This window comes from Rubripirellula lacrimiformis (assembly GCF_007741535.1).
Taxonomy (GTDB): domain Bacteria; phylum Planctomycetota; class Planctomycetia; order Pirellulales; family Pirellulaceae; genus Rubripirellula; species Rubripirellula lacrimiformis.
Map to the genome: position 1 here is coordinate 5,705,469 of NZ_CP036525.1, position 23,030 is coordinate 5,728,498.

At 57.8% G+C, this 23,030-nt stretch carries 16 protein-coding genes and 1 other RNA gene; 9 read left to right on the plus strand and 8 right to left on the minus strand.

The genetic code is table 11. The features are described from left to right. Positions 1–2 precede the first annotated feature (2 nt). From K227x_RS19950 to K227x_RS19960, 3 genes are all read right to left on the minus strand, one after another. Positions 3–401, minus strand: coding sequence for a BlaI/MecI/CopY family transcriptional regulator (locus tag K227x_RS19950; protein ID WP_145172274.1), 399 nt, complete (start codon positions 399–401; stop codon positions 3–5). 63 nt (positions 402–464) lie between these two features. Beyond that, the gene (locus tag K227x_RS19955) at positions 465–1,436 is read right to left on the minus strand and encodes a DUF1559 domain-containing protein (protein WP_246145984.1); all 972 of its coding nucleotides are present in this window, start codon (positions 1,434–1,436) and stop codon (positions 465–467) included. A gap of 75 nt (positions 1,437–1,511) precedes the next feature. Next, the gene (locus tag K227x_RS19960; protein WP_246145986.1) at positions 1,512–2,543 is read right to left on the minus strand and encodes a glycosyltransferase family 9 protein; all 1,032 of its coding nucleotides are present in this window, start codon (positions 2,541–2,543) and stop codon (positions 1,512–1,514) included. Positions 2,544–2,892: 349 nt separating this feature from the next. Between K227x_RS19960 and K227x_RS19965 the strand changes: the two genes are divergently transcribed. The 4 genes from K227x_RS19965 to K227x_RS19980 all read left to right on the plus strand — a co-directional run bounded on the left by K227x_RS19965 (position 2,893) and on the right by K227x_RS19980 (position 8,072). After that, on the plus strand, positions 2,893–4,947 hold the full coding sequence (locus tag K227x_RS19965; protein ID WP_145178166.1) for a S46 family peptidase: 2,055 nt from the start codon (positions 2,893–2,895) through the stop codon (positions 4,945–4,947). Between the two features lie 298 nt (positions 4,948–5,245). After that, entirely contained in the window at positions 5,246–5,620 is a 375-nt protein-coding gene (locus K227x_RS19970) for a 4a-hydroxytetrahydrobiopterin dehydratase (protein WP_145172276.1), read from the plus strand. A gap of 21 nt (positions 5,621–5,641) precedes the next feature. Then, positions 5,642–6,847 (plus strand): GIY-YIG nuclease family protein, encoded by a 1,206-nt coding sequence (locus K227x_RS19975; RefSeq protein ID WP_145172278.1) that lies wholly within the window; start codon positions 5,642–5,644, stop codon positions 6,845–6,847. 160 nt (positions 6,848–7,007) lie between these two features. Continuing rightward, positions 7,008–8,072 carry a sugar phosphate isomerase/epimerase family protein gene (locus tag K227x_RS19980; RefSeq protein WP_145172279.1) on the plus strand — a complete coding sequence of 355 codons (1,065 nt, stop codon included), beginning with the start codon at positions 7,008–7,010 and terminating at the stop codon, positions 8,070–8,072. A gap of 158 nt (positions 8,073–8,230) precedes the next feature. On the opposite strand, the gene K227x_RS19985 is transcribed toward K227x_RS19980, so the two are convergent. From K227x_RS19985 to K227x_RS20005, 5 genes are all read right to left on the minus strand, one after another. Next, positions 8,231–9,727, minus strand: a complete 1,497-nt coding sequence (locus tag K227x_RS19985) for a sulfatase family protein (protein WP_218933396.1) — start codon at positions 9,725–9,727, stop codon at positions 8,231–8,233. 56 nt (positions 9,728–9,783) lie between these two features. After that, the gene (locus tag K227x_RS19990) at positions 9,784–11,385 is read right to left on the minus strand and encodes a sulfatase family protein (RefSeq protein ID WP_145178168.1); all 1,602 of its coding nucleotides are present in this window, start codon (positions 11,383–11,385) and stop codon (positions 9,784–9,786) included. 495 nt (positions 11,386–11,880) lie between these two features. Beyond that, positions 11,881–12,744 carry an SHOCT domain-containing protein gene (locus K227x_RS19995; RefSeq protein ID WP_145178170.1) on the minus strand — a complete coding sequence of 288 codons (864 nt, stop codon included), beginning with the start codon at positions 12,742–12,744 and terminating at the stop codon, positions 11,881–11,883. Between the two features lie 201 nt (positions 12,745–12,945). Further along, positions 12,946–13,391, minus strand: an RNA gene (rnpB, locus tag K227x_RS20000) — RNase P RNA component class A. A gap of 37 nt (positions 13,392–13,428) precedes the next feature. Next, positions 13,429–14,595: an exonuclease/endonuclease/phosphatase family protein gene (locus tag K227x_RS20005; protein WP_145172283.1), complete on the minus strand. Its 1,167-nt coding sequence runs from the start codon at positions 14,593–14,595 to the stop codon at positions 13,429–13,431. 391 nt (positions 14,596–14,986) lie between these two features. Here K227x_RS20005 and odhB point away from each other — a divergent pair, with 391 nt between their 5' ends. The 5 genes from odhB to K227x_RS20030 all read left to right on the plus strand — a co-directional run bounded on the left by odhB (position 14,987) and on the right by K227x_RS20030 (position 22,930). Next, positions 14,987–16,267 carry a 2-oxoglutarate dehydrogenase complex dihydrolipoyllysine-residue succinyltransferase gene (odhB, locus tag K227x_RS20010; RefSeq protein WP_145172286.1) on the plus strand — a complete coding sequence of 427 codons (1,281 nt, stop codon included), beginning with the start codon at positions 14,987–14,989 and terminating at the stop codon, positions 16,265–16,267. Between the two features lie 1,653 nt (positions 16,268–17,920). Beyond that, complete coding sequence (locus tag K227x_RS20015) at positions 17,921–18,466, plus strand: hypothetical protein (protein WP_145172288.1); 546 nt, start codon at positions 17,921–17,923, stop codon at positions 18,464–18,466. Positions 18,467–18,519: 53 nt separating this feature from the next. Beyond that, complete coding sequence (locus K227x_RS20020) at positions 18,520–20,061, plus strand: carboxypeptidase M32 (protein ID WP_145172291.1); 1,542 nt, start codon at positions 18,520–18,522, stop codon at positions 20,059–20,061. A 130-nt stretch (positions 20,062–20,191) separates the two neighbouring features. After that, positions 20,192–22,012 carry a hypothetical protein gene (locus K227x_RS20025; protein ID WP_145172293.1) on the plus strand — a complete coding sequence of 607 codons (1,821 nt, stop codon included), beginning with the start codon at positions 20,192–20,194 and terminating at the stop codon, positions 22,010–22,012. A gap of 15 nt (positions 22,013–22,027) precedes the next feature. Further along, positions 22,028–22,930, plus strand: a complete 903-nt coding sequence (locus tag K227x_RS20030) for a histone deacetylase family protein (protein ID WP_145172295.1) — start codon at positions 22,028–22,030, stop codon at positions 22,928–22,930. Positions 22,931–23,030: the final 100 nt, after the last annotated feature.

Sequence of the window (23,030 nt, forward strand, 5' to 3'; positions counted from 1 at the left end):
GATCAAAGCCCTCGTTGTCCGTCGTCTAGTTGTGCCGCAGCGTGCTTGACCGCTTCGATGTCATCGATCGAAACAGCCTCGGATTGGATCAGGCTAAGGACCAACGACCGAGCCGAACCACCGAACAACTGGTCCGTCAACGCTCGCAACATTCCCGCTCGGACCTGGTCGCGTGAAACCTTGGCGGTGTAGGTCAACGCCCGGCCAATCTTTTCTCCGCGTGCAACGATTCCCTTGTCTTCCAAGATCCGCATCGTGGTCAGAACCGTGGTGTAGGCCAAGTTGCGGTCAATCGAATCGACCACGTCATTGACGGTCACACATTGCCGGTCCCAGACGACCTCCATCACTTCGGCTTCGCACTTCGTCAGCTCGACGCGATTGTTCGTTTTGCGTGTCATCAGTTTCGCCGGGGGTCGGGAGTGCAAAGAAGGAAGGCAGGTGCAGAGGGGGTTGATCGGGTGCTAGTGATCACGAAGCTTTGCCCAACGATGGTATTCACGAAGATCCACCTGTTGGCTGACAAAGCTGACGTGCCCATCGCCCCACAGAAAGTTGGCGCCGCCCGGGTGACGGCTCGAAAAATCGCACTCGTCCGCCAAACGATTGTTGATTCCTTCCAGCGTTGACCCGACCATCCGGGCCGCCGCATCTTCGCCCGCCAATTTGACGCCGAACCAAGTCGATGGAACCTGTGCCATGGTCCGTTCACCGACCATCAATGTGTGAGAGAGGCCGCGTTGGAAATCTCGGAAACGCACGATCCGATTCTCCAAAAACGCACCGTCACCGATTGGGGCGGGAATGGAATCGTCGGGTTCCAAGGTGCCAAACACACCGACGTAGTTTGCCGTCGGCAATTCGATCAATGGAAGCTCGACCCGATCGGCATGGCCGGCGGCTGTGTCTCCACCGGAGCCAGCGCCAAGCGTCATCGCATGATCTCCGTGCTCTTTGTCATCGTCTTCCGATTCGGCGAACATGACAAACGACGGCGCCGCGATGTCCGACGGGCAAAGCATGCCCGCGATGGATGTGGTGCGGGCCTGCAGATTGGTCAAGTTGTCAGGCGGAGCGCTGCGATCGACGTGTTGGGCAAGCGAGTCTTGGCCCAAGTACGGCAACAAGGAAACGGCCCATCCGTAGGCATAATCATCCGTCGGATCGAACGCCCATCCCACGGGAAGATGCCGTTTCGAATCGTGATGGGTATGCAAAGCCAATCCGACTTCACGCAGATGGTCGACGCATTGAATCCGTCGCGCGGACTCTCGAGCCGAATTGACGGCGGGTAACAGCAGTGCTGCCACGACGGCGATGATGGTCATCGTGACCAGCAATTCAAGCACCGTCAGTCCCCGACGACGTGGTCGGTTGGTCAGTGGCAGCAACCGTTTGGAAACAACCGAATGCTTCGTGGCCTTTGATCGATTCACAGAATCACCCTCCTGGTGGTCTATCGGAGGGCGGATTCTACGTAGGACTTAGTTTTTGTGCAAGATCGACAATCGTTAAGCCACTTTGGTCATCGATCGCTTGGCTTCGATCTGGTGGATCGCGTCGCAAACGTCCGCCACCTCGATCGCTCGCATCGCCGTGTTGTCCGCTTTTCGGCGGTGAGTTCGGGAACCGCTTTCGTAGGCCTTCTGAAGCGCGAACTGGCCATAGGGGCCCGAATCCCCCGGACGCGTCGCGCCGTACAAGCCGATCGTGTCGGTGCCGACCGCAACCGCAATGTGCAGTGGCCCGGTATCGCCGCTGATGAAGATGTCGGCCGTCTCGATCAGGGCGCCCAAGTGGTGCAGATCGGTATCCGGTGCCAACGTCGCGGCACCGCCGGACTGTTCGACAATCGACTCAGCCATCAAACGTTCTTCGAAGGTCCCCCAGACGACGATGCTGCGGTAGCCATATTGGTCGCGAGCGAATTTGGCGGTCGCGGCAAACCGATCCGCTTCCCAAGCCTTCGATGCCCAGGTCGCACCGGGGTTCAGCACCGTCAGACGGTTGGACTGTATCGTGCGACGCCAACGGGCGGCCCAAGTCCGCGATGCTGGCGATAGCGGCAACTTCCATTGCACCTTGGGCGAATGAATGTCCAACGGTATCAACAGTTCCAACGACCGATCGGTGATGTGCGAAAACACCGGTGGGACGCGAACATTGTTCAGCAATCGACTGATTTCACCGCCATGCTTTCCAGCAAAACCGATCCGCTGACGGGCTCCCGACAACCGGCCCGCCAGAGCCGACTTGGTCAGACCTTGGCAATCGATCGAAGTGTCAAATTGGTGAGGACGCAATAAAGCTTTTGTTTCGCGAATCTTTTTGGTCGACGTGAACCACCCGCGCTCCAGCTCGATCACAGCGTCCAGGGTCTGATGGCCGCGAACCATCGGCGCAGCCTTCTTTTCGATCACCCAACCGATGTACGCATCGGGATAGTGTTCACGGATCGCGCAAGCGACCGGCAAGGTCAGGATTGAATCTCCGATCGCACTCATTCGTGAGATCAAAATTCGGGGCGATTGCTTTGTTTCCATCACTGCGATCCTTCGCATACTTAGAATGGTATCCTCTGTCGTAGGCTACGAAAAAGGCGAGGCTAGGCGAAAGAGCGAAGTTGCCCGATCGCTATCCCCTGAATTGCTAGCGATTGACGGTTTGCTTGGGCTGGTACAGTTCAATTCATGCGCCGAAACAGGCCCACAGGGGGCTGAAAACGCACGCCATCTTGCCTATCCTGCCAAACATTGGCTTTCCACAGGATTGGCAGGGCGCCCGGCCGCCGTCAAAATACGAACCGAGCTATCACGAACTCAGGCGTCTGGTCGCCCCGGCCATCGCCCACCAACTCGATCGCCACCGATGTCCCACATGACTAGTTTTCCCATGACACGCAATCTAGCCGCTTTGCTTATGTTCAACGTCGCACTCGCGCTTTCATCGCCATGCGTTCTCGGTGACGAAGGCATGTTCCTGTTCAACGAACTGCCAACGGAAACCCTGAAATCGCGGCATGATTTCGAGCCCACCGAGCAGTGGGCGGACCATCTGCGGCTCAGCTCGGTTCGCTTCAACAGCGGCGGAAGCGGATCCTTCATCTCTTCGGATGGGTTGGTGCTGACCAATCACCATGTAGCGAGCGACACGCTGCACAAACTCAGTTCTGCAGACCGCAACCTGATCGACGATGGATTCTTGGCCCATTCGCTTGACGAAGAACTCCAGACGCCGGACTTGGAACTGAACCAATTGGTGTCCATCGAAGACGTAACGGACCGAGTCAATGGTGCCGTAGAATCCGACGCATCGGCCGAAGATTCCGCAGGACAGCGTCGCGCCGTGATCGCCAAGATCGAAAGCGAATCGACCGAGGCGACTGGACTTCGCAGCGACGTGATCACGCTGTTCGGCGGCGCCCGCTACCACCTGTATCGATACAAGAAATTCACCGATGTCCGCTTGGTTTGGGCTCCTGAAACTGCGGCTGCGTTCTTTGGTGGCGATGCTGACAACTTCGAATATCCTCGATACAACGTCGACGCGACCATCATGCGAGTCTACGAGGACGGTAAACCGGCCAAACTGGAACACTATCTAAAATGGGATCGCGAGCCGCTGAAAGAAGACGAACTGGTATTCGTCAGCGGGAACCCCGGACGCACACAGCGAATTTTCACCGTCGCAGCTCTTGAATTTCTGCGTGACGATCGGATCCCGTATGTGTTGGACTACCTGCGTCGCAAGGAAATCTTGATGCAGCAATTCGGTCTGGAAGGCAAGGAAGAAACCCGTCGTGCCCGCGACGAACTGTTCGGCATCCAGAACGCTCGAAAGGCCTACACCGGAATGCTGGCGGGTTTGCAAAACCCAGCGACGATGGCGACCAAACGCGGCCGCGAAGATCGGCTGCAACACACCGTTGGCCAACGGGCCGAACTGAAAGAACTGTTGTCGGCTTGGGACGACGTCGCAGCGATCCAAGACGAGAAACGCGAGATGCTATCGCAGACCGTTTCACTGCGCAGCACCCTGTTTGACTTGGCCCAGCAAATCACATTGTTGGCAGCCGAAGACAAGAAACCCAACGAAGAGCGTCTGCGTGGTTTCACCGATTCGTCGCGAGATTCGTTGCTGCAGGAATTGCTGAGCACGGCGCCAATTTATGCGGACTTGGAACAAGCCAAATTAGCCGACGAACTTTCACGCATGATCGAAAACCGTGGTGCCAACGACCGTCTGGTCGTCGAAATTCTAAGCGGCAAGGGACCGAGCGAACGGGCAGCGGAGCTGGTCGGCGGAACCAGTCTGTTCGAAGTCGCCAAGCGAGAAGAATTGATCGAAGGCGGGATCAACCAAGTCCTAGCCAGCGACGATCCGATGATCCAGTTGGCACGAAAGACAGAAGACGAGTACCGGCGTATTCGCAAGCAGAACGAAGAAATCGAAGAACGCGAACGTCAAGCCTATGCCAAGATCACTCGCGCAACGACAGCGATCGAAGGCACCGGTGGTTACCCCGACGCGACGTTTACATTGCGTTTGGCTTTCGGAACCGTCAAGGGATACGAACAGGACGGCAAACAGGTCCAACCCTTCACGACCTTTGCCGGTGCTTACCAGCACGCCGAACAGCATGCGGGGCAGACCGATTTTGACTTGCCTGCGTCGTGGATGAAGGCCAAGGATCGCGTGAAGATGGACACCCAACTGAACTTCGTCTGCACTGCCGATATCATCGGCGGAAACAGTGGTTCGCCCGTCGTCAATCGCAAAGGTGAACTTGTCGGGCTGATCTTTGATGGGAACATTCAAAGCCTGACCAGCGACTATATCTACAGCGATGTACAGGGTCGTGCCGTCAGCGTGTCGGGCGTCGGCATCCTGGAATCACTGCGATCGATTTACAACGCTGGCGACCTGGCCGACAGTATCGGCAAGTAGCGGGAAAACGCCGCTTTGATGAGCCGTTTTGGCGATAGGGGCCTGCTAATTCGATCGTTTTCCTGAAATTAGCATCGAGCGATCAATAAGTGTCGCATTATCAGTCCTCTCGCCCCCGCCGCGCAGCGGTTTGCGGGGCAGAGAGTAAGAGAGAGGGGGGGAAGATAGTTCGAGTTCGAATTTCTGAACTGTCTTTGCGTGCGAAAATCGAACTGAAACTCGAACTTCCATTCTTCATGTTCAAGAAGTGCAGAATGGATTCAACCCAATCGCCCACGTCGCAAGAAACGAGATTCGGATGACTGTTCCAACCAGCGATTCATTGCGACGGGCACAGTGTGTCCCCTGCGAAGGTGGGGTTCCCATGATTGGACCGCAGCAGGCCGCCGATCATTTGGCAGCCACGCCGCAGTGGACTCTGGACGAGTCCGGTAAAATGATTTCGCGTCAGTTCAACACGGGCAACTTTGTCAAAGCGGTGAAACTGATCCAACAGGTCGCGGAGATTGCCGAGACCGAGCAACATCATCCCGACCTGCACCTAACCGGGTATCGCCACCTTCGCATCGACCTTACCACGCATGCGATCGGCGGCCTCAGCGAGAACGACTTCATCATTGCTGCCAAGATCGACGCGATTGTCGACCAGGGAAACAGCACCCAAGGCAGCTAAGGACCAAGCGGACAACGCAGCATGGATGCACTCTTTGGCGAACAGCCGATCTTTGGCTTCGGGCCCGACCCGTTAAGCCCGCACCCGACTCGCCCCATCGACGCGGTGGGAGACGTTTCGACGATCGAGTTGAAGCGGCGTGTGATTCAGTCCTGTCCGCGAGTGCCGGGTGTGTACGGGATGCTGGATCGGAAAGGGCAACTGATCTATGTCGGCAAAAGCAAATCGCTGCGGTCTAGGCTGCTTAGCTATTTCGCGGCATCGAACTCCAAAGAGAAAGGCGGGCGGATCATCGAGGCGGCTCGCGCGATCCAGTGGGAAACGCAGCCAAGCGAATTCGCAGCGCTCGTGCGCGAACAGCAACTGATTCGGCGGTTCACCCCAAGGTGGAACGTCCAAGGCGTCCCCAAACGGCAACGTCCCGTCTATCTATGCCTCGGGAAAAACCCGGCAATGTTCTTCACATCAGCCAAGCCGCCCGAATCGAAACGCGATGGCGATATGGTCGCCGTCGAGGGTCCTTTTTTTGGCGCCGGCCGAATGAAGACCGCGGTCGATACGCTGAACAAAGTGTTCCAGCTTCGCGATTGTGGATCGAAACAGGTATTCCGATTTGCCGACCAGTTGCAGCTATTTGACTTGGAATACCGTCCCGGTTGCCTGCGGTTGGAAGTCGGTAGCTGCCTAGGGCCTTGCGCAGCGGCATGCTCTCGCCTGGCCTACGACGAACGGGTTCACGCGGCCGAAAGTTTCTTGGACGGCTTCAATCACGAACCGCTGGACGCGATCGAACTGCAAATGAAAACCGCGTCCGCGAATCAGCAATACGAATTAGCGGCGAGGTCGTTGTTGATGGTCAAATCGCTGAAGTACATCGATCGCAAACTAAAAATGTTGAACCAGGCGCGCCGCCGCTACACGTTCATCTATGCCGTCCCCGGCCACGATGGTTGCGGAACGTGGTACCTGATCCACTGTGGCGAAATCGCGGACGCCGTCGCGGCCCCACGAAACGCTAGCGAGTATGCCCAGTTGTCGGAAAAGTTGAAACACTGGGCGGCAGTATCCACCAGCCGCTTGGATCGTGGTCACGGGGCGTTTCCGCATACCCTGTCACTGGTGGCATCCTGGTTCCGCAAAAACCGCGACGAATTAGATTTCCGCACTTTCCCGGCGCACAAGGCGCAACTGCCGGTGCCGTCGAAAGCGACGGCCGCGCGCAGCTGATCGGACCGTCAATCCGACTTTCAGTTTATTGGGATCCAACGGGCCGATTGCCCCCACGTGCGACTCATCCGTGATAACAATAGGGGCGATACAAATCGAGGCGGGCCGCCGATCATGTTGCGTCCTGAAACCAAGTCCCCACCCCAAACGGAGCCCCCCCATGTCGACAGGACCTTTTGCGCAGAACCGAGGCGTGTCACGGCGCGACGCCCTGCTAAGCGGGTTGGCGGTTGCAGGCGCCGCCGGTGCCGCGATCGCCGCAGACGGATCCGCATCCAGCACGGGAAATCCACCCGATGGCAATGCAGCCGCGGACGAGCGGCGACAATCGAAAAAGAAGTATTCGTTTCGCAAATCCATCAATCAGTGGGCGTTCCCCTACCCCGATCGCATGAACCTGCGTGAATGCATGCAGCTGGCCAAGCGAGCAGGATTCGATGGCATCGAATTGAACTACGACCTGGACAACGACCTGTCGCCGAAGGCGTCCAACAAACAGCTCGCTGCCATTCGGCACATGGCGGACGAGATCGGTATCGAAATTAGCGGCCTGTGCAGTTTTCTATTCTGGCCCTACCCGCTGTCCAGCAATGACCCCGCCAAGCGAAATCGCGGCATTGAACTCGCCGGCATGATGGCCGACGCCGCCAATCAGATGGGAGTGCAGAATTTGCTGGTCGTTCCCGGTGCGGTTCACATCCCGTGGCGAGACGATCACGAACCTGTCCCTAACGATGTTTGTTTGCGACGGGCCAAGGATGCGATCGGAGGCATGGTGCGCAAGGCAGAAAAGTCCGGCGTGTCGTTGAACATGGAGAACATCTTCTTCAACGGGTTCTTGATGACTCCGATGGAAATGAATCAGTTCGTCGACGGCTTCGGCAGCGAAGCGATCCAAGTTCACTATGACACCGGCAACATTTCGATGTTCCAATTTGCCGAGCATTGGATCCCGATCATGGGTGACCGAATCCAGAACGTTCACTTCAAAGAGTTCACCAAGAAAGGCACCGACTACTCGCTGGAAACGTTCCGCCCCCTGTTGGACGGGACCACCAACTGGCCGGCCGTGATGGAGGAACTGGACAAGATTCACTACGACGGTTTTGTGACCTTCGAGTACTTCCATCCGTACCCGCACTACCCGGAAGCGTTGATCTATCAGACATCCGATTCGTTGGACCGCATGCTAGGCCGATTGCCCGACGGCCCAGCAGCGACTTAGCGTCCGCTGCAGCCTATCCAAGGCGAAACGACACGGCGATTCACAGATCGCCGTACGGACGTTGGATCCAGACAAACGGGTTCATGCAAACGAAACAGCCGATGGGCCCGTTCGATTTGGCGGAATCGCGTTGCCACAGGATGCTGACCAGACGACGGTTATTCGGGAGAATACCAAGCGGGCGTGCCGAACCAATCGTGCATTTCCTGGGTGAACGGTTCGACGATGGAACGTGCTTCGGGGATCGCGCCACGATCGTGGGTTTCTGCCATCCAAGTATCCAAGGCAGATCGCATTTGTTGCAATTGCGACTGGTGCTGCGGGTCGCTCGAATCGGCCAGGTTGTTGATTTCGAAGGGGTCAGCCTCGGTGTCGTAAAGCATTTCATCGGGAAAGGGTTGCATCAACTCCGCTGGCGGCCCGGTCAATTTCCCCTGGGCCAACAGTTGTCGCATCAGCGGCTTCACCAAGAAACACTTTTCCTTGTATCGGTTCAGTGTCGAAAACCCGGCACCGGGCGTGAAGTTGCGAATGTAGTGAAAACGTTTGCCACGAACGCTACGCAATCGGATCTCCGTTTCGTCGATCCGGTCACGAGCGCTGAAAACAAACCTTCGCGGTGGCGTTTGCGGCGTCCCCCAAAAGCTGCGTCCTTGCATCACGACCGGCGGCTCGATTCCCGCCATCGTCAAGGTGGATGCAGTCAAATCGATCAGGCTGACCAGTTCATCACTGACTTTCCCCGCCGCATACTGTGGCGGAGCCTGGTGATTCGCTGGCCATCGGATCACCATGGGAACGTGCAGCCCCGAGTCCCAGCACCAGTGGATTCCACGTGCTTCCAAGCGGCCATTGTCGGCAAAGAACACGATCACCGTGTCTTCGGTCAGACCGTCCGCATCCAGTTGTTTCAGGATGTTGCCAATCCGAACGTCCGTGCCCGATACCGAATTCAAATAACGCGCCCACTCGGATCGCGCGATGGGATGGTCGGGGTAATACGGAGGCAGCGAAACGTTCTGCGGCGTCGCAATCTGCGGATGCCATTCTTCCCCGACCCAGCGGACGCGATCCTTTTCGGCTGATTTGCGATCGTAGATGTCGTACTCTGCCTCCGGCATATTGATCTGGGCAAAGAACGGCTGATGATCCTTTAGCTTGGACCAATCGTCGGAATCGTACAGATCACCTTCGCGAGTGAAGTTCAAATCGAGTTTGCCCGTACCGACAGTCGCGTCACCCACCGTCGCATCACCGACCGTCCTGATGTTGGCCGTGAAATAACCGGCATCTTGCAGACGATGCGTGATTGGCCTGACGCCTTCGGGCAACCGAAACCCATCGTCACGGTGCGACCGCATGTGATGGGTATCTGTGGTCGTCTGATACATGCCCGTCATGAACGCCGACCGACTAGGTGCACAAACCGGTGAAGTCGAAAAGACGTTCGTGTACCGAATTCCTTCGTCGGCTAGCCGATCAACATTCGGCGTGGCGACGTTGGCAGCACCGTAGCATCCAAAGTCGAGGTCAAAATTTTCGCCAACGATCCACAGGATATTCGGCTTTCGCACGGGGTCGTCAGCCTGGCAAGGACACGCCTCAGTCCAAGTCAGGCAAGCAGCGATCCAAAGCATCACAAAGCAGCGTGTCATCGAACAACCCTGGTGGAAAGCAAGCGAGTGGTTTGGTCCCAGCGAACGACGTGGGCTTATTCTTGGCCGGGTGCCGGACCGAGTTCTTGGTACTGTTGTTGGGACATCCATCCCAAGTCGTTCCAGTATCCCGTGTCATTGGGCTGCGGCGCACCGGCGGTGGTCCGACCTGCGGCGATGATTCGATTGATCTGCTTGGTCAGCGACTGGACGAGCTTCGGATTCTGGTCCGCAACGTTGGACTTTTCCGATGGGTCGGTCGTCAAGTTGTACAGTTCCGGCTTTGCTTTCGGGGTGGGAAGGATCAGTTTCCAATCTTGGTCGGTGATCGAGTATCGGAAGCCGCCGGTACCGGATCCGTTATTGATCAGCGGCAGTCGTTGGTGGGTGGCTTGGGGATTTCGCAGGATCGATGCAAAGCTTTGGCTATCTTCGCCAGCGTCGTCCGGCAGCTGTACGCCGATGATCTCGGCCACAGTCGCCAACAGATCCACCTGCCCGACGGGGCGTTCCCAGGATCGTGACGGCTTGGCGATGCCCGCAGGCCAGCGCACCATGAATGGCACTCGGTGGCCGCCTTCGTACACCGACCGTTTCCCTTGCCGAAAACCACCGCGACTGTCATGGCTGTACTTGCGAAGACTGTTCTTCCAATGGTTTTCGGGACCATTGTCACTGGTGAAAACGACCAGCGTGTTTTCTTCTAATCCCTGGTCCTTTAGGAAATCCAAAACTCGTCCGACATGATGATCCGTCTCGATCACAAACTCGCCATAGGCACCACAGTCACCCATCCCTTGGAACTCGGGCAGCGGACAAACCGGGTAGTGAGGCGAGGTGTAGGGCAGGTACAGAAAGAAAGGCTTCCCCTGCTTGGCATCCGCCGACTTGCCGTCCATCCACTCGATCGCTTTGTCGGTAAACCGAGTCAGGCATTGGCTGTCGACAAAGTCCGGCGCGACCTCGAACCCATCCCGTTTCAAAGCAGCCTTGGTTTCTTGTGGCGTCCGATCGTAGGGCGGCATGATGCGGTAGTCCGACATCCGCGCGTTCGGTTTCTTGTTGGTGAACAGCGTCGGCGGAACAGCAGCGTGGCGGCCTTCGAACCACGCCAGAATCCCATAGTTCAGCGAAGCGGGCACGCCATAGAAGTGGTCGAATCCTTTATCCAGCGGCATGTCGCGGACGGGCTGCGACCAGTCCCGATCCGATGGTGTGCCGGGAAAGTCCATTCCCAAGTGCCATTTGCCCACCATCGCCGTGTGGTAACCATTTTCTTTTAGCAGAGATGCCAACGTCATCCGACCGTCGGCAATCAGACAGTCGCCTTCGGCCCCCATGACACTTTGTTTCAGCTTTGTTCGCCAAGGGTAGCGGCCGGTCAACAATCCGTAGCGGGACGGCGTACAGACCGCGGCGGCGCTGTGCCCATGAGTGAAAGAGACACCTTCGCGGGCCAGGCGATCAAAGTTCGGCGTTGGAAACTTCGCATCGGGGTTCAGTGCGGCGACGTCACCGTAACCTTGATCATCCGTGTAGATCACGATGATGTTCGGTTTGGTCAGATCGGGATCGGCAGCCGCGGCATCGGGTGAACAGCAAACGCAGTGCTGGGCCGCGAGTGCCAACAGAATCAGGAAGCAAAGGGAACGGTTCATCGATTGCCCACGGGTACGAAGAAAGGCGGTCGCTGCGTCGTCACAACGCATTGCCCATCATCCTAACCGTTTTCGCACCGCCGCTGCTGTGTCCCAGATACAGCCCTGTCCCCCGATAGCATTGCTGGCGATATGGTGAGCCCCTCCCCCTCGTGTTCCATATCAGCGGGACGTTCGGGCAAACGTCGTAGCGCCAAACCGTTAACGGTTTGGCGATTGAGTCGAACTTGCAACAGCAATGGTGAGCCGTTGGCCGTGAGGCCACGGGCATTCGGCGGATACCCGGCCGCTCACGCGATCACGGCCCGCTCAATTGAAAACATTTCGTAGCGAAAGTCGCCAAGACTTTCGGTGATCCTTTCAACGGCAATGGTGAGCCGCTGGCCGTGAGGCCACGGGCATTCGGCGGATTCCCGGCCGCTCACGCGATCACAGATCACAGATCACTCAATCGACAAACCGTGGACGAAATGGGGACCGGCGCTGCGGCACGTTTTAGATACGTCCCAGCAGATCCGATTTTTTCTGGTCGAACTCTTGCTGGGTGATGTAGCCCTTTTCTAGCAAGCCACCCAAGCGGTCGATCGTATCGAACACGTCCGGCTGAGCCGACGACGGCGAGGGCGAGGACTGACCTTGATTGTCATTTGCACTGGGCTGATTGACTGCAGGGGTGATTTGCTGGCTGGGCAAAGGTGCCTGGACAGGTTCCGGGTTTGGCGCAGATGGAGCTGGCACGGCAACCCCGTTGCGGCTGACCACGGGCAATGACCCCAGCGACACGGTCCCGAACTGACTGGTGAAGGTGATCGATCCATCGCCGGACTGTTGTTGGCTGAACCCGCCGATGTTGTGCTGCAGCGTGTCGTACACCCAAACATCGTCGCCGGTAGCGACGGCCAATCGGTGTGCGTTGGCAAAGTAGGCGTATCGCGTTTGGTTTTGCGAACCGCTGGCGGAAGGCGAACCGAGTTCTTGGGGCCACCAGTTGCGACGCGGATCGGGCGCGAACAGACTGTTCTGGCCTCCGCTGCCGCCGGCGTTTTGGTCTTGGTAGTCCGAGCCACTGCTTTGGCTTTGCGACTGAAAGACACCGCTTTGCGAACCGTTCTGGTTTTCAGAAATGGACCGGGCACAGTCGTCGCATAGCGAGGCGACGCGGAACTTCAGATTCTGATTGAACATGTCGCCAATCATCATCATCCCACCGGCCATCCACTGGCCAGAGCCACCAAATTCCGGATGCGAGAACTGAGCCATGCTGCCGTTGCCGTTGTAAACCGCCGTCAACATGTGGGCGACTGCATCGACTGAAAAGCCGTGGCGTTGGGCAAGCGTTTGGGCGATTTGCTGGCCCATCGGTGAAAGAGGCAACACGGCGAACTCGTTGGGGAAGCAGTTTTTGGATTTCTACCATTGTCAACTACGAACCCGCTTCCTCCTATAGTCCGTTTTGAATTGTTCGCTAGGAACTGGCAATGACCGATATCGGCCCCCAAAGAACCGGAACGGAACGTTAGTTGAACCTTCGGTGCCGGGAACGATGGGAGAAACCCAAAAACGACGAGCGGGTTTGTAAGCCGGGTTCTGTGAAGTCGACGCCACCCGAGGGCGACGCACGACAACGACGATCATTTATCTGTGCACGACGATTGCTCGCCGCCTCTACTGCGACCTACCCGAACGTAGGGACGTGACGGACCGCCACGTGAATGGCGGGTGGCAAGCCACCGACCACTGCTTCGTTCTGTTTGGTCTAGCTCCGGATGGGGTTTACCAAGCCGACCGAGTCACCTCGGTCGCTGGTGCGCTCTTACCGCACCGTTTCACCCTTACCACGCACATGATCAGCCACCGAGGTGACCAACATGCCGTTCGGCGGTCTATTCTCTGCTGCACTTTCCCTAACCTCGCGGCCGGTCGACGTTATCGACCATCCTGTCCTGCGGAGCCCGGACTTTCCTCCAGCGACAACTCGTATCGCCAGCGATCGCCCCACCCGCTCGTCGAACCCGATAGATTAGCGTGAATGGGGAAACGGTGTTAGAGCTTGCCACCTTCGTGGGCGGTGAAGTCGGCGAATACCGGCAGGTGGCTGGTCACGGCCTCGGCTTCGATCGGGTTCAGGTCCAGGGCACGGGGATAGTCGTAAACGCCTGATCGGCCCAGAAACTCGCTGGTCGAAACCGTATCGATCAACAGATTGCTGGTGTGGTAGCGGCCAAAGATATCGGTCGCACGCCCTTGCACTGCCGCTCGGATCGGACCGCCGCCCATGGTCGGGATCAAGTACGCGTCGTCAGCCTGGAACAGCCCCAACAGCAGCACATCATCCTCGCCTCGCCCGTCGGCTCGAACCGATTCTAGCACCTGCGGCAGCAGAGCAACCTCGGCCGGGGCTCGGGCCAAGTCGATCCGCAAATTCACAAGCGTGAAGGTCCATGCCGTTTGCGAATCCGGCTTGGCGGCGCGGAACGAAGCCACCAACGGGTCATAGGTCATCTGTTGCTGTGGGTCTTCGACGGTGTAGGCCTGGCGGCGATCGACCAACACCTTGGTCGTATCAAAAATGTACGCCAACTGTTCCTGACGGCCGGTCGGTCCCGACGATTCACCCAACACATAGTCGTATCGATTCTGGTACCCGGCAACCTGGCCGCCGTTGATGATTTCAACCAGTCGCGGGACAAGGTCGCGTTCGATCGAAGCGATCTGTTGCAGCGCGATCACGTCAAATTGCCGCACAACGGCGCTGACATGTTTTCGCACCGCCAGATTGCTGAGTTTGGTGGGGCCGAACCCGTCCATCGCCCACGATGCGACTTTGATGCTGCGATAGGTTCGCCGCCGGGCAGTGACCGAGGCCGTTTGTGCCGTCGGCAATGAAGTCTGCGGGGCCGAAAAGTCCCCGAGACCATCCACCGAAATCGCCTGAGCGCCCAAGGGCGACGATGCACGCGAAGTCAGTGCGATCGGATTCGCGGCGACCGAATATTCGCTGGTCGGGACCGATCGGTTGGCGTCGATCGTGACCGGGGCATCGATGTAGCTGACAAACGACGTGTCGTCTTCGTAGCCATCTTTCGGTGTGACCGAAACGCTATCCAGCCCGGCGATCTCGTAATGACGAAAGAAATACCAACCTCCGCCGACGAGCAGAAGCACGACGACGGCGACTTGTAGCGGACTTCCACCTTGAGAATCAGACATGACCGTGGCGGCTCGCGGCGGTGGGTACGGGGAAAAGATGTGGGTGAACCTATTTCTTTTCATCGATCGCCGGCCACCGCCATCGACAGCCCCGTTGCCAAGTTCCCGCTCGATCGGCGCGGCCGGGGGGTTGCAATCGTCGCGAAATGCCCCAACCGATGGATCCCCCAAAGCCCTTTCAACCATCAGGACTGCCTGCATCATTCTTGCCCCCAGCGACTTTGCAGGCACCACTTCCGCTGGGCGTTGACGGCGTGAACTGTTATTTTGGTCACAGCGTTGGCAAGCGTACTCGCCCGGCCACACAGATTTTGGACAGACGCTACGATTCGAAGACGCATCCGATTCGCGGCTCTCCCCCCCAATCCCCCCAGTACCACAGACGGTTCTCGTGAGCGAAACGATTCAGGTCGAAGTCCCCACCGTTGGCGAATCCATCAGCGAAGTCCAAATTGGCCAGTGGTTGAAAGCCGAAGGCGAATGGGTCGAATCGGGACAGGACATTGTCGAAATCGAGACTGAAAAGGCATCGGTTCAGATCCCCGCGCCTGTATCAGGCTTTCTAGAAAGCATCCAAAAACAGGCCGAAGAATTTGCGGTGATCGGCGAAGTGATCGCGACCATGCGAGTTGCTCCGCAGCCGGCCGGTGGAACGGCACCAGCGGCAGCACCGCAAGCAGCAGCCCCCGCTCCGGCGGCATCGCCGGCCCCAGCGGCGTCGCCCGCCGCGGGATCATCCAGCGGTTTTGTGATGCCAGCGGCCCAACGGCTGTTGGACCAACATGGATTGAAGGCCAGCGACGTCGCGGCAACCGGTCCGGGCGGACGACTTTTGAAGGAAGACATTCAGGCGCACATCGATCGTCGACCTGCACCGGTCGCCCCACCGGCAGCGCCGGCCAAGCCGCCAACTGCGGTTGCCGCCCCCCGACGACAAGCCGCCGGTTCGCTGGTGGCCGACGGACCAGCCCACCGGACCGAAGAAGTCAAACCGCTGTCGATGCTGCGGCGAACGATCGCAGCCCGCTTGGTCGAGGCTCAGCAGACGGCCGCGTTGCTGACCACGTTCAACGAAATCGACATGTCCCCCACGATGACGATCCGAAAACAGTACAAGGATCGATTCGCGGAACGTCATGGCGTCAAACTCGGCTTCATGTCGTTCTTTGCCAAAGCGGCGGTCGAAGCGCTCAAACAGTTCCCAGCTGTGAACGCCGAGATCCGTGACGGCAACGCCATCTATCGCAACTATCAAGACATCGGCATCGCGATCGGCGGCGGCAAAGGGTTGGTCGTTCCTATCCTTCGCAACGTCGAACGAATGTCCTTTGCCGACATCGAAGGCACGATTGGTGATTTCGCCAAACAGGCGGGCGAAAACCGCTTGCAACCCGAAGACTTGATGGGCGGTACGTTCACCATTTCCAACGGCGGCATCTACGGTTCGCTGCTGTCGACCCCGATCGTCAATCCACCGCAAAGTGGCATCCTTGGTCTGCACTCGATCCAAGAACGCCCGGTCGCCATCGATGGCCAGGTCGTGATTCGTCCGATGATGTACGTCGCGCTTACCTACGATCACCGAATCGTCGACGGACGCGAAGCAGTCGGCTTCTTGAAAACGATCAAAGAAGTCATCGAAGAACCAGCTCGCCTGTTCCTCGAATTATAAGCCGAAAACAGCAAGGCGAAGTAGAAGTAGGCCGGATCAAGGAGCGAAGCGACGCGGATCCGGCAATCAAGCGCAAGTTCCCACGCCGTGCCCCCAAGCCAAGTTCGCGTTCAAGGCAGAGCATCGAAACGATTGCAAATTGCAAAGTGATCAATGCAAATCGCAAATCGCCCCCCCGCCGCGAGCTCTCCATCCCACTCTCTCCAAAATTTGCATTTTGAAATGTTCAATTTGCAATTTGCAATCTCCCCGCTCACCTCTCCGGCTTGACGGATCCCCAGCGAAGTAGGCCGGATCAAGGAGCGAAGCGACGCGGATCCGGCAATCAAGCGCAAGTCCCCACGCCGTGCCCCCAAGCCAAGTTCGCGTTCAAGGCAGAACATCGAAACGATTGCAAATTGCAAAGTGATCAATGCAAATCGCCAATCGAAAATCCCCGCCGCGAGCTCTCCATCCCACTCTCTCCCAAAATTTGCATTTTGAAATGTTCAATTTGCAATTTGCAATCTCCCCGCTCACCTCTCACAGATCCCCAGTGAAGTAGGCCGGATCAAGGAGCGAAGCGACGCGGATCCGGCAATCAAGCGCAAGTCCCCACGCCGTGCCCCAAGCCAAGTTCGCGTTCAAGGCAGAACATCGAAACGATTGCAAATTGCAAAGTGATCAATGCAAATCGCAAATCGAAAATCCCCGCCGCGAGCTCTCCATCCCACCTCTCCCAAAATTTGCATTTTGAAATGTTCAATTTGCAATTTGCAATCTCACCTCTCACAGATCCCCAGCGAAGTAGGCCGGATCAAGGAGCGAAGCGACGCGGATCCGGCAATCAAGCGCAAGTCCCCACGCCGTGCCCCCAAGCCAAGTTCGCGTTCAAGGCAGAACATCGAAACGATTGCAAATTGCAAAGTGATCAATGCAAATCGCCAATCGAAAATCCCCGCCGCGAGCTCTCCATCCCACCACTCCCCAAATTTGCATTTTGAAATGTTCAATTTGCAATTTGCAATCTCCCCGCTCACCTCTCGCAGATCCCCAGCGAAGTAGGCCGGATCAAGGAGCGAAGCGACGCGGATCCGGCAATCAAACGCAAGTCCCCACGCCGTTCCCCAAGCCAAGTTCGCGTTCAAGGCAGAGCATCAAAACGATTGCAAATTGCAAAGTGATCAATGCAAATCGGCCAATCGAAAATCCCCGCCGCGAGCTCTCCATCCCACCTCTCCCCAAATTTGCATTTTGAAATGTTCAATTTGCAATTTGCAATCTCCCCGCTCACCTCTCACAGATCCCCAGTGAAGTAGGCCGGATCAAGGAGCGAAGCGACGCGGATCCGGCAATCAAACGCAAGTCCCCACGCCGTGCCCCAAGCCAAGTTCGCGTTCAAGGCAGAACATCGAAACGATTGCAAATTGCAAAGTGAACAATGCAAATCGGTCAATCGCCGCGCCCGCCGCGAGCTCTCCATCCCACCTCTCCCAAAATTTGCATTTTGAAATGTTCAATTTGCAATTTGCAATCTCCCCGCTCACCCCTCCGGTTTGACGGATCCCTAGCAGCGGGTGCTGATAGATATCTCTTGACTTGCCGGTTGCCGGCTACTAGTTGTAGAGTTCAGGTGAACAGGCCCTTCCGATTCCACTAGCGAGGAGGTGTGCGATGGAGCCTGAGTACAACGAAAATGACCATCCGCAACGTTCGACGATCGAACGTTTCTTTGTCGGCCTTAGCGAGTGCATCTTTCACTCGAAGTTGGGTGTGGCCGATGTCCAGCTTGTCGACTACGTTGGCGACATGATGTTGCGATTCATCCGAATCGATGACATTCATCGTGTCCGCCAAAACAACGGCCGGCCCGCAACCGAAGTCTTCGAAATGCTTCGAGAGGCCGAGCAACGTATCGGATTGGCACGACGTGAAGTCCATCGCCACATTGGCGACTTCACTCTGTTCTGGTCAGGGATGTATCCCGAGAGTCTTCGAAAGATGCAATCTGCCGGCACCGGCGACCAATTCATCGACTACTGCCAACAGGGCAAACGGGCGTATGCGATTGCAGCCGAGATCGAAGGTGGCGAAGACCGGCCGTCATCAGACGTGCTGCATCGGTTGAGCGATCAGTTCGAGATGTGCGCCTACGGTTTGCGTGAAATTCGGCGAGAAATCGAAGAAGGCGAGTCTGGCGAAAGCCTGTTGATCGGCTAGCCCAAAGTTGCAACTGGTCGCAGAGTCTCGGCAAGATCGGTATCTTGCCAGGCATGAATAATCATCAACCAAGCAACGAAAACGATCAACGATTCGACCGTGTCTGCGACCAGGCGCGGCGAGCGATGGTGCTGCAGACCACAGCCGACACTCTGGAATGGGACGAGCGAACCGGAATGCCGGTCGGCGCTGGTTCCTATCGGGCGACCCAGGTATCGACGCTGCGAGGGATGGTCCACGAACTGAGGACCGCCGAATCTTATGGCGATGATCTATGCCAGTTGGTCGAAGCATTTTCCGACGACGATCCCCACAGCGATTCGGCGGCCACGGTTCGGGAACTTCATCGCGATTGGAGCCGCGACCGCAAACTGCCCACCGACCTGGTTCGTCGTACATCCCAAGCCACCATCGGTGGCCAACAGATGTGGGACGCGGCTCGCAAGGCAGACGACTTCTCGATGTTTCGCGACTCGCTTTCCGAAGTGGTCGATCTAAAACGCGAAATCGGACAGCGTTGGGCCGCCGATTCGGATCGCTCACCTTACGAAGCGCTGCTTGACGAATACGAACCGAACGCCAGCGTGGCATCGCTGCAGACGATGTTCGACAGTTTGCGAGTCCCGTTGGTCGACCTGATCGCAAAGATCAAAGACGCTCCTCGCCAACCCGACTACTCCGTTCTGCAGCGTGACTTTCCAATCGATGCCCAACGAAAGTTCAGCCACCGGATCGCATCGCTGGTAGGTTTTGATTTTGATCGTGGTCGACTGGACGAAACCTCGCACCCGTTCTGTACCACGCTAGGCCCCAGCGACATCCGAATCTTGACTCGGTTCGAATCGGATTGGTTGCCCAGCGGAATTTTCGGGACGTTGCACGAAGCCGGACACGGTCTGTACGAACAGGGCATGCGAGAAGAGTGGTTCGGTTTGCCACCGGGATCCTACGTGTCGTTAGGAATGCACGAATCCCAATCACGATTGTGGGAAAATCAGGTCGGCCGAAGCCATGCATTTTGGCGGCATATGTACGGCGAGACCCAAACCACGTTTTCACCACAACTGGACGACGTGTCGATCGACGAATTTCATTTTGCGGTCAACACGATCCGGCCTAGCCTGATTCGGGTCGAAGCCGACGAAGCAACGTACAACCTTCACATCATCATTCGCTTTGACCTCGAACGACAAATGATCGAAGGCAGTTTGTCGATCGATGATTTGCCCGAGGCCTGGAACTCGCGATACGAAAGTGACCTAGGCATCCGCCCCCCCAGCGCTGCCGACGGCGTGCTGCAGGACGTCCACTGGAGCGCCGGGTTGATCGGATATTTCCCGACCTACACGCTGGGCAATCTGGCGTCGGCTCAATTGTTCGACGCTGCGGCCGCAGAATTGGGCGATCTGGACGAAGCCTTCGCGCGAGGCGAATTTGCACCGCTGTTGGACTGGTTGGTCCAAAATGTGCATCGCCATGGACGATGCTTCAGCGGCAGCGAATTGGTCCGCCAAGCGACGGGATCCGAGCTTTCAGCGGATGCGTTGGTGGGATATCTGCAACGTAAACTTTTGCCCCTGTACGGGCGGCAGTGATGCACGGCTGAATAGCGATTGCGATGCATCGGCGAAATGCCAAAGTTGCTCGATCCGATCCGGTTGTGCGCGTGAATTTAGTGATCCGGTCAGTTACAATTGGTCGCTGTCCCCCTTCTCTAGGATTCCTATGACAGTCTCGAATTGCCCCCGTTGTGAAGAACCGTTTCGCATGCCACTGGATCCGGCCAACGCCGAATTGCCAGATGGCGCGTTCGGGGAATGCCCGTGGTGTCACGAGACGTTTCTGATGAAGGAACTGATCCAGTCGCTGCCCCCCGTCTTGGCGATCAAATCCAAGGACGGAACCCCGATCCAAAGCCTGGTCGGCGGCGCGGTTGCGGTGGTAGCGAGCGGCCTGCCAACGGATTCGGATGACGAATTTGGACCGATGATCGTCGACGACGATGACCTGGGGCTGGCCAGCGGCCAGGAATCGAATCCCAACGAAACCGTCACAAACGAAACCTGGGCCAGTTCTTCGCCAGACGCAATGGAATCGTTAGAGATCGATGAAGTCGAAACATACCCCGATGCCAGCTCGCTAAATCAACCTGGGGCGGATGATCCAGTTGCGTTTGGGGAGATGCCATCCCACGACATCGGATCGTTCGAAGCAGAATCATCCGAGACGGATTCGGACGACATCCACCCCGAGTACAACCTTGCCCCTGTCGCGGACCAGTGGGGGGGTTCTGACCGCGAGGAAGTGGCCCCCATGCGGGTGTCGACTCCCGCCCGTCGCGCACCGAAAAAGAGTGCTCCCTGGAAGACCGCTGTCGGCGTCGTCGTGGGCGGTGCCTTGGCGCTGCCGATCGCTGACGGAATCCTGACATTGGCTGGTCGCGAATCGATCCTTGGCATCTGGCCATCGAAGTCGTCCAATTCGGCGACGGCCCGCGTCCGTGCATCCCAGCCGATGCCGATGTCCAATTCACCGGCCAACAACCAGATGGACACCGCGGCCACCGATGAACCGCCAACGACTGCGCCCGCCGGGCGTGAACTGGCGATGCCCGATGTGGCGGGCGGTCCAACAACGGATGAGTCGGCTGCACAGGTGTTAGGCGAACTAGGAATGCCCGATCCTGATGCCACGGCCCCCGCCGTCGATGATGCCCCGGCGACCGCCCCCAATCCGCAAGACAGCAGTTTTGCCGAGAACCCAACGGCGGATCCAGAAACAAGCTTTGCGGACCCCAAGGCGGTGGAAGCGATGGCCAACGACAACTCGTTCGACATGCCGATTGGCGGTGGCATGGGCAATGAACCTGCGACCGGACAGGCACGCATCAACCCCGAAGTGGAACCAGAGATCCGAAGTATCCCGGATGAAACCGCAGCAACGCCTGCTGCACCAAGCAATGACGAAACCGCCGCTGCGATCGATCCGCCAACATCCATCAGCAACGACGACGCTGGCACTGCTGCGGATGCTTCCACAACCAACGCCCTTCGCGATGCAGCGGATGCTTCCGCGCCGACGGATTCGCCCAAACTAGCCGCAGCGATCGCTGATGCCAATCAGATGCTCGACCAGGTGATCCAATCGCAAGATGGCGATCCGCAGGAACTTCGCAAATCATTGGCCCGTGGCTACATCATGATCGCGGAGGTCGGTTCGCTAGCGACCCCCGATAGCGCGGCCGCCAAAGAACTTCTCGCTCGCGTTCGCCAGCCCACGCTACTTTCGACCTACGAAAACGCTTCGTCACGCTGGTTCACGCACACCTCGCGAACGACCGATGGGATCCTGATCGTAGGGCGGCCCAGCGCGGACGTGACCGGCGATCGTAGCCAAGGCGGCACGATCACAGTGGGGGATGGCACCGTCATCACCGTCAAGGGCGGCGCTAATTTGCCCGACGCCGAACGTGTGCTGGCGCTGGGGCGAATCGTCGGCGATGGCGCTGACGCGACGGTGGAATTGACCGTCGCCGAACCTCTGTAAACTGAACCAACCTACGTGCGGATTTACTACACCGACCATTTTGAATTGCCGTTGCCGTCCACCCATCGGTTTCCGATGGACAAGTACCGGCGGTTAAGGCAGCGAGTGGTGCAGAACGATCGCCACCGCAACGATGTGCTGGTCGTTCCGCCGGAAGCCACTGATGACCAACTGCGACTCTGTCACGACCAGCGTTACGTCGGATCCGTCGTCGATGGCACGTTAACCGCAGCAGAAATTCGTCGCATCGGATTCCCCTGGTCGCCCAAGATGGTGCAACGATCCAGACGCAGCACCGGCGCGACCATCGCGGCGTCACGCGCAGCGATCCAAGACGGCATCTCCGTCAACCTAGCCGGTGGCACGCACCACGCGATGCACGCCGCGGGCGAAGGCTATTGCGTCTTCAACGATGCTGCTGTCGCGATTCGGACACTTCAGCAACAACAAGTCATCCGCCGTGCGTGCGTGATCGACCTGGACGTCCATCAGGGCAATGGAACGGCAGAGATCCTGTCGAACGATCCCACTGCGTTCACGTTTTCGATGCACGGCGTCAAGAACTTTCCGCTTCGGAAGACCGCCAGCGACCTGGACGTTTCGCTTCCCGATGGGACCGACGACGCCCCGTACCTGAATCAACTGCAATCTGCCTTGCGGATCGTTGAATCGGCTGGCCCATTTGATCTGGCGATCTATTTGGCAGGCGCCGATCCCTACGTCGATGACCGGCTTGGCCGACTGGCGTTGACCAAATCGGGTTTGCGGGATCGCGACGAAATGTTGATTCAGTGGGCCACCGAACGATCGATTCCGCTGGCCATTGCGATGGCGGGCGGGTACGCGGCGGATATCGACGACATCGTGGATATCCATGCCAGCACGGTGGCGTCGGCCGCCGCAGCATCCGTGCACTAGCCCAGCAACAACGGTTTTCGAATGGGGATGCGATATCTCGCAAAAAGTTTCGGGTTCCCGACTTCCTGCGGAACGATCGATGGCTGTCTTGCGTCTGCTA

Bases quoted from the DNA above. Each gene is read 5' to 3' on its own strand.
- K227x_RS19950 (WP_145172274.1), bottom strand. From the start codon at position 401: ATGACACGCAAAACGAACAATCGCGTCGAGCTGACGAAGTGCGAAGCC.
- K227x_RS19960 (WP_246145986.1), bottom strand. From the start codon at position 2,543: ATGGAAACAAAGCAATCGCCCCGAATTTTGATCTCACGAATGAGTGCG.
- K227x_RS19965 (WP_145178166.1), top strand. From the start codon at position 2,893: ATGACACGCAATCTAGCCGCTTTGCTTATGTTCAACGTCGCACTCGCG.
- K227x_RS19970 (WP_145172276.1), top strand. From the start codon at position 5,246: ATGACTGTTCCAACCAGCGATTCATTGCGACGGGCACAGTGTGTCCCC.
- K227x_RS19975 (WP_145172278.1), top strand. From the start codon at position 5,642: ATGGATGCACTCTTTGGCGAACAGCCGATCTTTGGCTTCGGGCCCGAC.
- K227x_RS19980 (WP_145172279.1), top strand. From the start codon at position 7,008: ATGTCGACAGGACCTTTTGCGCAGAACCGAGGCGTGTCACGGCGCGAC.
- K227x_RS19985 (WP_218933396.1), bottom strand. From the start codon at position 9,727: ATGACACGCTGCTTTGTGATGCTTTGGATCGCTGCTTGCCTGACTTGG.
- K227x_RS19990 (WP_145178168.1), bottom strand. From the start codon at position 11,385: ATGAACCGTTCCCTTTGCTTCCTGATTCTGTTGGCACTCGCGGCCCAG.
- K227x_RS19995 (WP_145178170.1), bottom strand. From the start codon at position 12,744: ATGGGCCAGCAAATCGCCCAAACGCTTGCCCAACGCCACGGCTTTTCA.
- K227x_RS20005 (WP_145172283.1), bottom strand. From the start codon at position 14,595: ATGTCTGATTCTCAAGGTGGAAGTCCGCTACAAGTCGCCGTCGTCGTG.
- K227x_RS20015 (WP_145172288.1), top strand. From the start codon at position 17,921: ATGGAGCCTGAGTACAACGAAAATGACCATCCGCAACGTTCGACGATC.
- K227x_RS20020 (WP_145172291.1), top strand. From the start codon at position 18,520: ATGAATAATCATCAACCAAGCAACGAAAACGATCAACGATTCGACCGT.
- K227x_RS20025 (WP_145172293.1), top strand. From the start codon at position 20,192: ATGACAGTCTCGAATTGCCCCCGTTGTGAAGAACCGTTTCGCATGCCA.